Origin of the sequence: Ensifer sp. Root278, assembly GCF_001429285.1 — a bacterium.
Taxonomy (GTDB): Bacteria; Pseudomonadota; Alphaproteobacteria; order Rhizobiales; family Rhizobiaceae; genus Ensifer.
The window spans coordinates 262,145-277,118 of the sequence record NZ_LMJJ01000044.1 but is presented as its reverse complement, the minus strand read 5'-3'; the positions used below and the strand labels follow the sequence as shown (position 1 = coordinate 277,118).

Annotated in this window: 11 protein-coding genes; 5 read left to right on the top strand and 6 right to left on the bottom strand. The window is 61.8% G+C overall.

The window, feature by feature from the left end; all coding sequences use genetic code 11:
• Positions 1-5 precede the first annotated feature (5 nt).
• Positions 6-1,415 carry a type I glutamate--ammonia ligase gene (gene glnA / locus ASE60_RS32970; RefSeq protein ID WP_057255946.1) on the top strand — a complete coding sequence of 470 codons (1,410 nt, stop codon included), beginning with the start codon at positions 6-8 and terminating at the stop codon, positions 1,413-1,415.
• 294 nt (positions 1,416-1,709) lie between these two features.
• Positions 1,710-2,039, top strand: a complete 330-nt coding sequence (hspQ, locus tag ASE60_RS32965) for a heat shock protein HspQ (RefSeq protein ID WP_057255944.1) — start codon at positions 1,710-1,712, stop codon at positions 2,037-2,039.
• 77 nt (positions 2,040-2,116) lie between these two features.
• Here hspQ and ASE60_RS32960 read toward each other — a convergent pair whose 3' ends face one another.
• Positions 2,117-2,746, bottom strand: a complete 630-nt coding sequence (locus ASE60_RS32960) for an invasion associated locus B family protein (protein ID WP_057255942.1) — start codon at positions 2,744-2,746, stop codon at positions 2,117-2,119.
• A 307-nt stretch (positions 2,747-3,053) separates the two neighbouring features.
• Here ASE60_RS32960 and ASE60_RS32955 point away from each other — a divergent pair, with 307 nt between their 5' ends.
• Both ASE60_RS32955 and ASE60_RS32950 read left to right on the top strand, forming a co-directional pair.
• A complete protein-coding gene (locus ASE60_RS32955) occupies positions 3,054-4,835 on the top strand; it encodes an extracellular solute-binding protein (RefSeq protein WP_057256086.1) in 1,782 nt (593 codons plus the stop codon).
• Positions 4,836-4,925: 90 nt separating this feature from the next.
• Entirely contained in the window at positions 4,926-5,588 is a 663-nt protein-coding gene (locus tag ASE60_RS32950) for a DsbA family oxidoreductase (RefSeq protein WP_057255939.1), read from the top strand.
• A 55-nt stretch (positions 5,589-5,643) separates the two neighbouring features.
• On the opposite strand, the gene mfd is transcribed toward ASE60_RS32950, so the two are convergent.
• Both mfd and ASE60_RS32940 read right to left on the bottom strand, forming a co-directional pair.
• Positions 5,644-9,147 carry a transcription-repair coupling factor gene (mfd, locus tag ASE60_RS32945; protein ID WP_057256084.1) on the bottom strand — a complete coding sequence of 1,168 codons (3,504 nt, stop codon included), beginning with the start codon at positions 9,145-9,147 and terminating at the stop codon, positions 5,644-5,646.
• 7 nt (positions 9,148-9,154) lie between these two features.
• Positions 9,155-9,460 (bottom strand): succinate dehydrogenase assembly factor 2, encoded by a 306-nt coding sequence (locus ASE60_RS32940; RefSeq protein WP_057255936.1) that lies wholly within the window; start codon positions 9,458-9,460, stop codon positions 9,155-9,157.
• A 329-nt stretch (positions 9,461-9,789) separates the two neighbouring features.
• Here ASE60_RS32940 and recG point away from each other — a divergent pair, with 329 nt between their 5' ends.
• On the top strand, positions 9,790-11,895 hold the full coding sequence (gene recG / locus ASE60_RS32935; RefSeq protein ID WP_057255934.1) for an ATP-dependent DNA helicase RecG: 2,106 nt from the start codon (positions 9,790-9,792) through the stop codon (positions 11,893-11,895).
• 47 nt (positions 11,896-11,942) lie between these two features.
• On the opposite strand, the gene ASE60_RS32930 is transcribed toward recG, so the two are convergent.
• Genes ASE60_RS32930 through glmS form a run of 3 tightly spaced genes read right to left on the bottom strand, consistent with a single transcriptional unit; the run spans position 11,943 to position 14,974 of the window.
• Positions 11,943-12,632 (bottom strand): DUF502 domain-containing protein, encoded by a 690-nt coding sequence (locus ASE60_RS32930; protein ID WP_057255931.1) that lies wholly within the window; start codon positions 12,630-12,632, stop codon positions 11,943-11,945.
• 18 nt (positions 12,633-12,650) lie between these two features.
• Entirely contained in the window at positions 12,651-13,148 is a 498-nt protein-coding gene (locus ASE60_RS32925; RefSeq protein WP_057256082.1) for an N-acetyltransferase, read from the bottom strand.
• Entirely contained in the window at positions 13,148-14,974 is a 1,827-nt protein-coding gene (gene glmS, locus ASE60_RS32920) for a glutamine--fructose-6-phosphate transaminase (isomerizing) (RefSeq protein WP_057255929.1), read from the bottom strand. The genes ASE60_RS32925 and glmS overlap by 1 nt, the downstream gene beginning before the upstream one ends.

Genomic DNA, 14,974 nt, shown 5'->3' with positions numbered 1-14,974 from the left:
GGCAAATGACGACTGCAAGCGATATTCTGAAGCAAATCAAGGACAACGACGTCAAGTTCGTCGACCTGCGCTTTACCGATCCCAAGGGCAAGCTGCAGCACGTAACGATGGATGTGGTCTGCGTCGACGAAGACATGTTCGCCGATGGCGTCATGTTCGACGGCTCCTCGATTGGCGGCTGGAAGGCCATCAACGAGTCCGACATGGTGCTGATGCCCGATCCGGAAACAGCGCATATGGACCCGTTCTTCGCGCAGTCGACGATGGTCATCATCTGCGACATTCTCGATCCGGTTTCGGGCGAATCCTATAACCGCGACCCGCGCGGCACGGCCAAGAAGGCGGAAGCCTACCTCAAGGCATCGGGTATCGGCGACACCGTCTTCGTCGGCCCGGAAGCCGAATTCTTCGTCTTCGACGACGTCAAGTACAAGGCCGATCCGTACAACACCGGCTTCAAGCTCGACTCCTCGGAACTGCCGTCGAACGACGACACCGACTATGAGACCGGCAACCTCGGCCACCGCCCGCGCGTCAAGGGCGGCTATTTCCCGGTTCCGCCGATCGACAGCTGCCAGGACATGCGCTCGGAAATGCTGACGGTTCTGTCCGAAATGGGCGTAACGGTCGAAAAGCATCACCACGAAGTGGCCGCCGCCCAGCACGAGCTCGGCGTCAAGTTCGACGCGCTGGTGCGCAACGCCGACAAGATGCAGATCTACAAGTACGTCGTGCACCAGGTCGCCAACGCCTACGGCAAGACGGCAACCTTCATGCCGAAGCCGATCTTCGGCGACAACGGTTCGGGCATGCACGTGCATCTGTCGATCTGGAAGGACGGCAAGCCGACCTTCGCAGGCGACGAATATGCCGGCCTGTCGGAAACCTGCCTCTACTTCATCGGCGGCATCATCAAGCACGCCAAGTCGCTGAATGCCTTCACCAACCCGTCGACGAACTCCTACAAGCGTCTCGTCCCGGGCTACGAAGCACCGGTTCTGCTCGCCTATTCGGCACGCAACCGCTCGGCTTCCTGCCGCATTCCGTTCGGCACGAACCCGAAGGCCAAGCGCGTTGAAGTCCGCTTCCCGGACCCGACCGCGAACCCCTACCTCGCCTTCGCAGCCATGCTGATGGCCGGCCTCGACGGCATCAAGAACAAGCTGCATCCGGGCAAGGCCATGGACAAGGACCTCTACGACCTGCCGCCGAAGGAGCTGAAGAAGATCCCGACGGTTTGCGGCTCGCTGCGCGAAGCGCTCGAAAGCCTCGACAAGGACCGCAAGTACCTGACGGCCGGCGGCGTGTTCGACGACGACCAGATCGACTCCTTCATCGAACTGAAGATGCAGGAAGTGATGCGCTTCGAAATGACGCCGCATCCGGTCGAGTACGACATGTACTACTCGGTCTAAGACCATGCAGGCCGGCAGCAACACCGCTTCCAGCTAAGCACCCCATGCAGAAGGCCGGCGCCTCGATCGAGGTCGCCGGCCTTTCTTTTTCGGCTGATGCTCGCGCTCTTGGAAACGCCGCACCTTGTGGTGGGCGGCACGCTTTGCCGAATTGTGTGATATTATGTTGACGGCAACTTGTGCGCGTCTATCCGGACAGCTAGCGCAATTGCCCAACGCGGGGCGGAAGGGAGATCCCTATTGATGTTTTGGGTTCGCCAACCCAGATAATCTCCTGAAAGGATGTGTTGCGTCATGAAACAAAGAAACGCCAAATTCGAGATCGGACAGGTGGTTCGCCATCGGATTTTCCCGTTCCGAGGCGTCATTTTCGACGTCGATCCGGAATACGCCAACACCGAGGAATGGTGGAACGCCATTCCGCAGGAGATCCGCCCGAGCAAGGATCAACCCTTCTACCATCTGTTCGCCGAAAACGACGACAGCGAGTATGTCGCCTACGTTTCCGAGCAGAACCTGGAGTTCGACGACAGCGACCGGCCGATGCGCCACGCCCAAGTCGATGCCCTGTTCGACAAGGACGGCGTCGGCCACTACAGGCCCAAGGCGGCTTTCCGTCACTAGGGCTTTTCGCCCCGGACAAATAAAAACGCCCGGACGCTAAGTCCGGGCGTTTCTTTTTGGGAATAGCGAGAGATCGCTTAGTTCTTCTTGGCAGCCTTCTGGGCTTCTTCGAGCTTCTTGCGGGCGTCTTCCGCCTTCTTCTGCATTTCTTCCTGCAGAAGGCGCTGACGCTCTTCGAGCTGCGACTGCTCGATCGGCTCGCCGTCGAAAATACCGGTGAAGCCCGTGAGGGCCATCTTGATCGGGTTCGGAGCGCGCTGGAAGTTGACCGAGGTGAAGACCACCTCGTTGCCCTTCTTCAGGCTGGCGATCAGCTGGTCGGACAGCGGCGCTTCGGCGACGCACTTGTCCGGCATGCAGATTGCGTAGTCGAGCTTCACCGGCTTGCCGCCGTCGATCTGCATCTGGACCCCCGTCGGGATGAGGCGTGCGGACGGTACGGAAACCTGCAGGACCTTACGGTTGACCTTGCCGCTTACGGTGATGAGGCCGACGGCGGTCACGAGCTGGCCGTTGTTGGCGGTCAGGAGGTTCTGAACGATGCAGACGTCATTGTCTTCCTGCTTGGTGCAGATCTTGAACCAGCCCTGCGGCGGCTTGCCACCCGCCTGCTGGGCGGATGCAACACTCGGTACGCCCGCAGCAGCTACAGAGAGCGCCAGCGCTGCCATAGCCGAGCGTTTGGTAAAATTCGACTTGAAGATCATTGTGATTCCGTCTCCTGAAATCCGGTAACGGAACAGTTCGTTCCGCAGGTGAGTATCGTCAGCCGCCGTTGTCCTGTTGGCCAAATAAGGCAAATGCATGACCCCGTTTCCGGAAACACCTGTTACATTGGCTCGCTTCGATTATCCAGTGTTTCCTGTCATTTTTTGACTTGCTACTGGGCGGAATTTGGGCGGCTGATCGGTTGGCTTCATCGGTCTCCATTGGTAACGTTCAGGGAATCGGCCTGTTGATACCCCTTCACGGGAGGTGACTTTGCGTGCATTTCTTTCCGGTCTGGCCCTGCTCATGACCGTCACTTCGTTCGGCAATGGTGCGGTAGCCGCGCCCGTGCATGCCATTGCCATGCACGGCGAGCCGGCGCTGCCAGCCGATTTCAAGAACTTCCCCTACGTCAATCCGAACGTGAAAAAGGGCGGGAAGATCGCCTACGGCGTCGTCGGCAGCTTCGACAGCCTCAATCCCTTCATTCTGAAAAGCATGCGCACGACAGCGCGCGGCATGTGGGATCCGGAATACGGCAACCTCGTCTACGAATCGCTGATGCAGCGCTCGCGCGACGAAGCCTTCACCATGTACGGCCTGCTCGCCGAATCGGTTGAATGGGATGACGACCGGACCTTCATCCAGTTCAACCTCAACCCCAATGCCCGCTGGGCCGATGGGCAGCCGGTCACCGCTGAAGACGTGATCTTCAGCTTCGAACTGATGCGCGACAAGGGACGTGTCCCCTTCAGCAACCGCCTGACCAAGGTGGCGAAGATGGAGAAGGTCGGTGACCGCAGCGTACGCTTCACCTTCACCGAAGAAGCCGACCGCGAGCTTCCGCTGCTGCTCGGCCTCTCGCCGGTCCTGCCGAAACACGCCATCGACGTTGCAAGCTTCGACCAGACGAGCTTGAAACCGCCGCTCGGCTCCGGCCCCTATCGTGTCACTGAAGTGAAGCCCGGCGAACGCATCGTCTACAAGAGAAACCCGGACTACTGGGCGAAGGACCTGCCGTCGAAGGTCGGCCAGGATAATTACGACGAAATCTCGGTCGAATACTTCCTCCAGGAAAATTCGCTGTTCGAGGCGTTCAAGAAGGGCGAGATCGACATCTATCCGGAAGGCAGCGCCACCAAGTGGGCACGCGGCTACGATTTCCCGGCGGTCCGCTCCGGCGACGTCGTCAAAGAGACCTTCAAGCCGAAAACGCCCTCGGGCATGCTCGGCATCGTGTTCAATACCCGCAAGCCGATGTTCGACAATCTCAAGCTCCGCCAGGGTCTGGCGCTGGTGTTCGACTTCGAGTGGGTCAACAAGAACCTCTTCGATGGTGCCTACACGCGCACCCAGAGCTATTGGCAGAACTCGACGCTGAGTTTCCTCGGCGCACCGGCAGACGACCGCGAACTCGGCCTCATCGGCGATGCGCGCGATCGCATCAATCCGGCAATCCTCGATGGCACCTACCGGCTGCCGGTGACCGACGCCTCCGGGCGCGATCGCAACGTGCTGCGCGTCGCCGTCTCGCTGATGCGAGAGGCGGGCTTCCAGATCAAGGACGGCAAGATGGTGGACGCCAAGGGCGCGCCGCTCGCCTTCGAGATCATGAGCCAGAACGCGGGCCAGGAAAAGATCGCCCTCGCCTACCAGCGCTTCCTCGCGCCGCTGGGCATCCAGGTGTCGGTGCGCACCGTCGACGATTCGCAATACCAGCAGCGCAGTCAGTCCTTCGACTATGACGTGATCATCAAGTCCTTCCCGTCGACGTTGTCACCCGGCATCGAACAGGCCGGGCGCTGGTCCTCCCAGGCCAGGGATCGGCAGGGCAGCGACAACTTTGCCGGCGTTGCCGACAAGGATGTCGACCGCATGATCAACAACATTCTCCAGGCCCGCACGACCGAGGATTTCACGGCTGCCGTGCGCGCCCACGACCGGCTGCTGATCAACAATTCCTACCTGGTTCCGCTCTATCATCTGGACGCACAGTGGGTGGCCCGACGCAAGCACATCGGCCGCCCCGATGTGTTGCCGCTTTATGGCTATCAGCTTCCGGCCTGGTGGGATCAAAACGCCCAATAGAGGGTTGGTTCCCTTTTGGTAACGCATTGAAAGCCGGATAAAACCGGCTTATCTCGCCGACATACCAAAACAAGGAAAGGCACCCGCACCATGCAAACCGTCAGCATCGATATCGTCTCGGACGTCGTCTGCCCCTGGTGCTATCTGGGCAAGGCAAGGCTGGATCAGGCGATCACCAACGTCCCCGACGTGCTCGTCACCGTCAACTGGCGTCCCTATCAGCTCAATCCCGACCTGCCGCCGGAAGGCGTCGACCACAAGCAGCACCTGGCGGCAAAGCTCGGTGGCCAGGCGGCGGTCGATCGCGCCCATGATATGCTGCGCGAACTCGGAAACGCCGAGGGCATCGCCTTCGACTTTGACGCCGTGAAGATCAGCCCGAACACGCTCGACGCGCATCGGCTCGTCCGCTGGGCTGCAACCAGCGGCGAGGCAGCGCAGACGGCCGTCGTCGGCATGCTGTTCAAGGCGAATTTCGAGGAAGGCCGCAATGTCGGCGATCACGCCGTGCTTCTGGATATCGCCGAGAAGGCCGGTCTCGACCGTCCCGTCATCGCGGCGTTGCTGACCTCCGACGCCGATAAGGACGCGGTCAAGGAAGAGGTCGGTTTGGCCCGCGAGATGGGCGTGACCGGTGTCCCCTGCTTCATCCTCGAAGGGCAATATGCCGTGATGGGAGCGCAATCCGTCGACGTGTTGACGAATGCGCTGCGCGAAATCGCCGAGATGAAGGCAAGCGGCAAGCCGAACTGAGCCGCCGCGAACGCTGACGCTGCCGCATCACGCGGCAGCGCGATGCCTGCATAGGCTATTTCGCCAACCCTGCGAGCTGCGTCATCACCATCGCAGCGCCCGAAAGACGCTTCTCCGGCGTTGCCAGTTCCCTTTGGAAGAAGATGCTGTGGTCCGGCCGGATCTTCACAAGCGTACCCTGCTTGGCGATGTAACCGACGAGCGCGGCCGGGTTCGGGAATTCCTTGTTGCGGAACTGCACCACGACACCCTTCGGCCCGGCATCGAGCTTCTCGACATTCGCCGTACGGCACAGCGACTTGATGTAGACGATCTTCAAGAGGTGCTGGACCTCGATCGGCAACGGGCCGAAGCGGTCGATCATTTCGGCGCCGAAGCCGTCGATCTCCTTGAGATCCGTCAGTTCCCCGAGGCGGCGATAGAGACCGAGCCTCAGATGCAGATCCGGCACGTAGTGTTCGGGGATCATGACCGGGGTTCCGACCGAGATCTGCGGCGACCAACCGGTATCGTGGATTTCTTCTTCACCCTTGAGCTCGGCGACCGCCTCTTCCAGCATCTGCTGGTAAAGCTCGAAGCCGACCTCCTTGATATGGCCCGACTGTTCCTCGCCGAGCAGGTTGCCGGCGCCGCGAATATCGAGGTCGTGGCTCGCCAGCTGGAAGCCGGCACCGAGCGTGTCGAGCGACTGCAGCACCTTCAGCCGTCGTTCGGCAGGTCCCGTCAGCGTCTTGTTTACCGGAAGCGTGAAAAGCGCGAAGGCACGCACCTTCGAGCGGCCGACACGACCGCGCAGCTGGTAGAGCTGCGCAAGTCCGAACATGTCGGCGCGGTGCACGATCAGCGTATTGGCCGTCGGCACGTCGAGACCGGATTCGACGATCGTCGTCGAAAGCAGCACATCGTAACGCCCATCGTAGAAGGCGTTCATGATGTCTTCGAGCTCGGTTGCCGGCATCTGGCCGTGAGCAACCGCTACCTTCAATTCCGGAACGTCCGATTTCAGGAAGTCGTGGATCTCCGAGAGGTCACTCAGGCGCGGGCAGACATAGAAGCTCTGGCCGCCGCGATAATGCTCGCGCATCAGCGTTTCGCGAATCACCAGCGCGTCGAAGGGTGAGATGAAGGTGCGCACCGCCATGCGGTCGACCGGCGGCGTGGTGATCAGCGACAATTCGCGAACGCCGGTCAGCGCCAGCTGAAGCGTGCGCGGGATCGGCGTTGCCGAAAGCGTCAGCACGTGGACATCCGACTTCAGCTCCTTCAGCCGCTCCTTGTGCTTGACGCCAAAGTGCTGCTCTTCGTCGATGATCAGAAGGCCGAGATTGGCGAAATTGACCGACGTGCCAAGCAGCGCGTGGGTGCCGACGACGACGTCGGTCTTTCCGTCCGCCACCTCCTTCTTGGTCAACGCCAATTCCTTCGATCCAACGAGGCGGGATGCCTGCTGGATGCGGATCGGCAGACCGCGGAAACGCTCGGAGAAGGTCTTGAAATGCTGGCGCGCCAGCAGCGTCGTCGGCACGACGACGGCGACCTGTACGCCGTTCATGGCCGCGATGAAGGCGGCACGCAGTGCAACTTCCGTCTTGCCGAAGCCGACGTCGCCGCAGACGAGGCGGTCCATCGGGCGGCCGCTGCCGAGATCGTCGCGCACGGCCTCGATCGAGTTCAGCTGGTCCTCGGTCTCATCATAGGGGAAGCGCGCGGCGAATTCGTCATAGACGCCATCCTGCGCTGCAAGAACCGGTGCCCGACGCGTGTGGCGTTCGGCGGCGATACGGATGAGACCGCCTGCCATGTCCAGCAGGCGCTTCTTGAGCTTGGCCTTGCGTGCCTGCCAGGCGACGCCACCAAGCTTGTCGAGGATCGCATCGGTCCCTTCTGCTCCATAGCGCGACAGAAGCTCGATGTTTTCGACCGGCAGGAACAGCTTGGCATTGTCGGCATAGACGAGCTCGAGGCAATCATGCGGTGCGCCGACGGCTTCGATGGTGCGCAAGCCGACAAACCGGCCAATGCCGTGTTCGGCATGCACGACGTAGCTGCCCTCGTCGAGGCCCGCGACTTCGGCGATGAAGTCGGCCCCGCGCTTGCGGCGCCTCGAACGGCGTACCATGCGGTCGCCCAGGATATCCTGTTCGCCGATGATCACGAGATCGCCGGTCTCGAAGCCGGCCTCGATGCTGAGGACGGTCGATCCCGCCTCGCCCGGCTTCAGGCTCTTGACCTCGGCCAGCGCCTTGATCGGCTTGATGTTGCCGAGTCCGTGCTCGGCAAGCACCTGCAACAGGCGGTCCAGCGATCCCTCGCTCCAGCCCGAAATGACCACCTTGGCGCCCTTCGAGCGCCGCTCGGCGATGTACTTGACCGCCTGGTCGAAGACGTTGACGCGCTCGCTATCGGTCTCGCCCTCGCCGGCCGACTTGGCCCAGCGCATGCCCTGGCGCGCGTCGACCGATATCACCTGCCGGGCTTCGCCTTCATGCTCGTTGAAAGGCGACAGACGAATAGCGTCGCGCGAGGTCAGTGCAGCATTGAAGCCCTGCGAATTCAGATAGAGCAGTTCCGGCGGAACCGGCTTATAGGGCGTGCCCTGGGTCGTCTGCGATTTGCCGGGAGAGGCCGATGCCAGACGGGCATCGTAATAGTCGAGAATGAGCTTCGAGCGTTCGGCCGCAGCTTCACGCGCCAGATGATCGGTGACGATGCGGAAACCATGGAGATAGTCGAAGACCGTCTCCAGCCCGTCATAAAAGAGCGGCAGCCAGTGCTCCATGCCGGCATAACGCCGCCCTTCGGATACGGCCTGGTAGAGCGCATCGTCGCGGGTGGTCGCGCCGAAAAGCGACAGATACTGCTTGCGGAAATGGCTGATCGTCTCCGGCGTCAGCGACACCTCGCTCATCGGGTTGAGATCGAGAGAGCGGACCTGGCCGGTCGTGCGCTGGCTTGCGGGATCGAAGGAGCGGATGGTCTCCAACGTATCGCCGAAGAAGTCGAGGCGCAAAGGTTCGCCGCTGCCGGGCACGAAGACATCGAGGATGCCGCCGCGCACGGCATATTCGCCAACCTCACGCACCGTCGCGACGCGCTCGAAACCATTGCGCTCGAGCCGCATCGCGATGTCATCCATGCGCACCTGGTTGCCCGGGCGGGCCGAAAACGCCAGACTCTCGATCACATTCTGCGGCGAGATCTTCTGCAGGGCAGCGTTGATCGTCACCAGCACGATCGCTGCATGCGGTTTCTTCTTGTGCGCGATGAGCGCACTGAGCGCCGCGAGACGCCGCGCTGACGTGTCGGCGCTTGGCGACACGCGGTCATAGGGAAGGCAGTCCCAGCCCGGCAGCGTCAATACCGGGATATCGGGTGCCACGAAGCCGAGAACCTGCTCAAGATCCGCGATCCGTTGACCATCCGAGAGAATATAGGCGACCGGCTGGCCCGCCCGCGCGAGCTCGGCGAGAACCAGTGCCTCGGCGCCTGATGGAACCGGGCCGATCGTGATCTCTCGTTGTGCTTCGACAATCTTCTTCGGATCAAGGCCAACCAGCATCATCGCTCTATTTCATCCCTTCGGGAAGCTTGTCGAAATCCGGACGATAGGCGGCAATGCGCTCGAACATCGGCGTCTGATAGCGAACGGGCAGAGGTTGTTCACCGGTGATCCACCTGACGAGATCATTGTCCTCTTCGCGCATGATCGTCTCGAGTTCATCGAGCTCCACTTCGGAAAGCACCGAAAGCTCGGCCTCTGCAAACTGCCCGAGGATCAGGTCCATCTCGCGGATGCCGCGATGCCAGGCGCGGAACAGGATCCGCCGTCGCCGCGGATCGAGATCGGCGCTGGTGCGTGAGATGCCAGTCATGGAAATTCCTTCCTGCCGCCCGCTACCGCGCCGCGCGTCTTCCAAGGCGCACGAAAGTCGCTGTAGCACTTTAGATTGCTGCATGTTTTTGTCCCTAAACCGGATTGGATTTAGGGAGAAAGGAAACATGCAGGAGAGCGCCGCGCATTCGGACGAACACGCGAGGGACGCTCCAGCGCTTTGATTCCAGAGCACCTTGTCGCCTTCAGTGATACCACTTGAAAGCGGGACGCTCTAGGCTACGGTTTGTCGTCAATGGGCTCTATAAACTCTGAATTGGTGATTGTCAGCCTTGCCAAAGCCCGATTTATCATCGCAATTTCATCACCATGCGTCCCGCCCTGCTCGACCCGCTCTTCTCACCGCTCGACACGCTTCCCGGCATCGGCCCGAAGATCGGCGAGCTCTATGCCAAGCTGCTCGGCCGCGAAACGATCGAGGATTGCCGTGTCGTCGATCTTGTCTTCCATGCGCCGCATTCGCTGATCGACCGTCGCCAGCAGCCCGGCATTGCCCATGCGCCGCAAGGGGTAATCGTCACCATTACCGGCCGGGTCGATCGCCATCAGCCACCGCCGCGCGGCAAACCAAACCTGCCCTACCGCGTCTTCCTGCATGACGAAACCGGCGAACTGGCGCTCACCTACTTCCGGGTCAAAGGCAATTGGCTGGAGAAATCGCTGCCGGTGGATGAGACGGTGATCGTCAGCGGCAAGGTCGACTGGTTCAACGGCCGGCCTTCGATGGTCCATCCAGACTACGCGGTCCGCGCAAGCGAGGCGGAAAACCTGCCGCTGGTCGAACCGGTCTATGGTCTGACCGCCGGACTTTCGCCCCGGACCTTGCGCAAGTCGATCGAGGCGGCTGTCGCCCGCGTCCCGGAAATGCCGGAATGGGTGGACGATGCGCTGCTCACCAAGCAGGGCTTCGCCAGTGCGGCCGAGAGTTTCCGAGCGCTGCATGATCCCCGGGATGCAACGGATATCGATCCCCAGGCACCCGCGCGCCGCCGCCTGGCCTATGACGAATTTCTTGCCGGGCAACTGTCATTGGCACTGGTCCGGCAACGTCTGCGCAAGGTCGCAGGCATTCCGGTCCATGCTACCGGCGCGCTCTCCCGCCCGGTCATCGACGCCCTTCCCTTTTCGCTGACGGCGAGCCAGTCCACGGCTATTGCCGACATCCTCAAGGATATGGCAGGCACCGAACGCATGCTGCGGCTGCTGCAGGGCGACGTCGGCTCCGGCAAGACGATGGTGGCGCTGATGGCGATGCTCGCAGCGGTCGAATCCGGCGGCCAGGCCGTGCTGATGGCACCGACGGAAATCCTCGCCCGGCAACACCATGCGACCCTTGCCAGGATGGCCGCCCCGGCCGGCATCACGATTGACGTCCTGACTGGCCGCACCAAGGGCAAGGAACGCGATGCAATCCTTGATCGCATCGCATCCGGCGAGACGCGGATGGTGATCGGTACGCACGCACTTTTCCAGGATACGGTGAACTATAGAGAATTGACGCTGGCGGTGGTGGACGAGCAGCATCGTTTCGGCGTTCACCAGCGCCTGCGCCTGACCGCCAAGGGAATCTCGCCGCATATGCTCGTCATGACGGCAACACCGATCCCGCGTACGCTGGTGCTCGCGGCCTTCGGCGACATGGATGTCTCGAAGCTGACTGAGAAGCCTGCCGGGCGGAAGCCGATCCAGACCGTGACGATTCCGACGGAGCGTACCGGCGATATCGTCGAACGGCTGGATGCAGCGCTTCGCGAAGGCAAAAAGGCCTATTGGATCTGCCCGCTTGTCGAGGAGTCGGAAGCAGTCGACGTCATGTCGGCGGAAGAGAGGTACGAAGGCCTCGCCAAACGCTTCGGCAACACCGTCGGCCTCGTACACGGTCGCATGAATGGGGCGGAGAAAGATGCAGTCATGCTCGCCTTCAAGAATGGCGAGATCCGCTTGCTGGTCGCCACCACCGTCGTGGAAGTCGGCGTCGACGTGCCCGATGCGACGATCATGGTGATCGAACATGCGGAACGCTTCGGCCTTGCCCAGCTTCATCAATTGCGCGGCCGCGTTGGCCGGGGCGATGAGGCTTCGACCTGCATCCTGCTCTACAAGGGACCGCTCAGCGAAAATGGCCGATCACGGCTCTCGATCCTGCGCGACAGCGAGGACGGCTTCCTGATCGCCGAGGAAGACTTGAAGCTGCGCGGCGAAGGCGAGTTGCTCGGCACGCGCCAGTCGGGCACGCCGGGCTTCCGCATCGCCAGCCTGGAAGCCCATGGCGACCTGTTGGAAATCGCGCGGAAGGACGCCGCCTATGTGATCGAGCGCGACCCAGATCTGACGTCGGAACGCGGTGAAGCACTCCGGACGCTGCTCTATCTCTACCGACGCGACGAGGCGATCCGCTTCCTGCGCGCCGGCTAGAGGCGAGAAAGCGTGAGCCGGTTTCCGTCCCGAAGTGTGCCTCGATGTCAGGCGGTTTTCTGCTGGCTGATCTTCAGCGGCGCGTTGGCGAGCGGCTTGTAGTCGGGCGTCACCAAGCCGCCGGAAATCAGCAGCTTGGCTGCATCTTCCGCGCTCATCTCAAGCGGTATGATCTTGTCGCGCGCAACAAACAGCAGAAAGCCGGCAGTGGGGATCGGAGTCGGTGGCAGGAACACCGCCACCATGTCCATGCCACGATCGTCGAACTTGGATGCGATCTCGCCTTTAACGTCGGTCGCAATGAACACGAGCGACCAGAGGCCGGGGCTCGGATACTCGATCAGCCCTGCCTTCTTGAAGGACGACGACTGTTCCTGCAGCACCGTCTGGAAGATCTGTTTCGTTGCCTTGTAGATCGTACGGACGAGCGGCGTTCGATTGACCAGGGACTCGGCGAAATTGACGATCGACCGACCGACGAGGTTTGCGGTCATGAAGCCGACGAACGTGATCACGAAAATGGCAACGAGCAACCCGAAGCCGGGAATGGCTACGGGCGAATAGGTGTCCGGATTGTAGAAGTTCGGCAGATACGGCTTCACCCACCCATCGGCCCAATCGATGAACGTGCGCACGAGCCAAACGGTGATCGCCACCGGTGCGCAGACGATCAGGCCGGTCAGGAAATAGTTGCGCAGCCGGGTGCCGATATAGCCGCGTTTTGAGTGTTCCGTCATGCTTCTTCCGTCTTAACCTCACTCGGCCCCAAAGGCCGGATGATAGGCGACCGTGCCAGCCGCCATCGCGCTGGAAAGAGCCAGCGCCATGAAATATTGCGGCGCACAACCGGGGAATACAAGAGCCGATTCGTTGCGGAAACCGAACTTTTGATAATAGGCAGGATCGCCGACGACGACGCAGCCAGAGGCACCCTCGGCACGCAGCCATTCGAGGCCCTCGCGGATCAACTGCCTGCCGATGCCCTGTGCCTGAACGTCCGGCTTGACCGACACAGGCCCAAGCCCGAACCAGCCGGATTCTGCCGGCGTCAGAGTGACGGGCGAGAAGGCGACGTGCCCGACAATCTCGTCGTTCATCTCGGCAACCAAAGACACGCTGAGCGCCCCGGCTTCGCGCAGGCGTTCGATGATGAGGGGCTCGCTCTGATCACTGTGCGGATGCCCTTCGAAGGCGGCCGCGGTCACCTCGCGGATCCCCTTCTCATCTCCTGGGCGCTCATGCCGGACGTAGATCACTCAACGGTCACCGATTTGGCGAGGTTGCGGGGCTGGTCGACGTCTGTGCCCATGAACACCGCGGTGTGGTAGGCAAGCAGCTGGATCGGCAGAGAAAAGATCATCGGCGCGACGACCTCGTCGACATTTGGCAGCACGATCGTCGCCATCGTTTCGAGCTTGGAGGCGGCGGCCCCCTTCTCGTCGGTGATCAGGATGATCCGGCCACCGCGCGCAGCCACTTCCTGCATGTTGGAGACCGTCTTCTCATAGAAGCGGTCGTGCGGCGCGATGACGATGACCGGCATGTTTTCATCGATCAGCGCGATCGGTCCATGCTTCAGCTCGCCGGCGGCATAACCTTCGGCGTGGATATAGGAGATCTCCTTGAGCTTCAGCGCGCCTTCCATCGCCAGCGGGAAGCTGGTGCCGCGGCCGAGATAGAGCACGTCGCGGCACTTCGACAGCTCGCGCGACAGAAGCTCGATCTGCGGCTGGATCGCGTTCAGCACCTGGCCCATGATACGCGGCATTTCGGCGAGAGAGCGAACCAGCACCTGCTCCTCGTCTGCACTGACCGTGCCGCGGGCGCGTCCGGCGCCGATCGCGAGCGACGCCAGCACCGCGAGCTGGCAGGTGAAGGCCTTGGTGGAGGCGACACCGATCTCCGGACCGGCGAGGATCGGGAACACGGCGTCCGACTCGCGGGCGATCGTCGATTCGCGCGTATTGACGACGGCGCCGATCTTTAAGCCCAGCTCCTTGCAATAGCGCAGCGAAGCCAGCGTGTCGGCGGTTTCGCCCGACTGCGAGATGAACAGTGCTGCCGACTGCGGCGACAACGGGATTTCGCGATAGCGGAACTCGGAAGCGACGTCGATTTCCACCGGCAGGCGGGCATAGCGCTCGAACCAGTATTTGCCGACGAGGCCGGCAAGATAGGCCGTGCCGCAAGCGGAGATTGCGAGACTCGGAACCTTGGCAAAATCGATCGTGTCGCCGAGTGCCTTGATGCGGTTGCCGGCAAAATCGACGTAGTGACTGAGCGCGTGCGCGATCACCTCCGGCTGCTCATAGATCTCCTTCTCCATGAAATGCCGGTGGTTGCCCTTGTCGATCATATAGGCGGCGGCCGACGAGATCTGCCGCGGACGGTCGATGGCATTGCCGGCGAGATCGAAGATATGCACGCCGTTTGCGCCGATCACCGCCCAGTCACCATCGATCAGATAGGTGATCTCGTTGGTGAAGGGCGAAAGCGCGATCGCGTCGGAGCCGAGGAACATCTCGCCCTTGCCGTGGCCGATCGCCAGCGGCGGTCCGTTGCGCGCCGCCATGATCGTCGACGGGTCGTCCTCAAAGAGCACGGCGAGCGCATATGCGCCGGTGACCCGCTTGAGCATCGCATGCATCGCCTCGCGCCGGCCAAGGCCCTCGCGGCGGAACCTGGAGAGCAGATGTGCCACGACCTCGGTGTCGGTGTCCGTCTCGAACTTGGCGCCGTCGGCGATCAGTTCGTCCTTCAAATCGGCAAAGTTCTCAATGATGCCGTTGTGGACGACGGCGACACCGTCGGTGAAGTGCGGATGGGCGTTGCGCTCGGTCGGCGCGCCATGGGTCGCCCAACGCGTGTGCGCAATGCCGATCGTGCCGGCGAGCGGCTCTTCGCGAAGCCGGATCTCGAGATTGACGAGCTTGCCCTCGGCACGCCGGCGCTCCAACGCTCCACCATTGATGGTCGCAACGCCGGCGGAATCATAGCCGCGGTATTCGAGGCGCTTCAGCGCATCAACCAGGCGCTCCGATACCGGCTGGTTGCCAACGATGCCAACAATACCGCACAT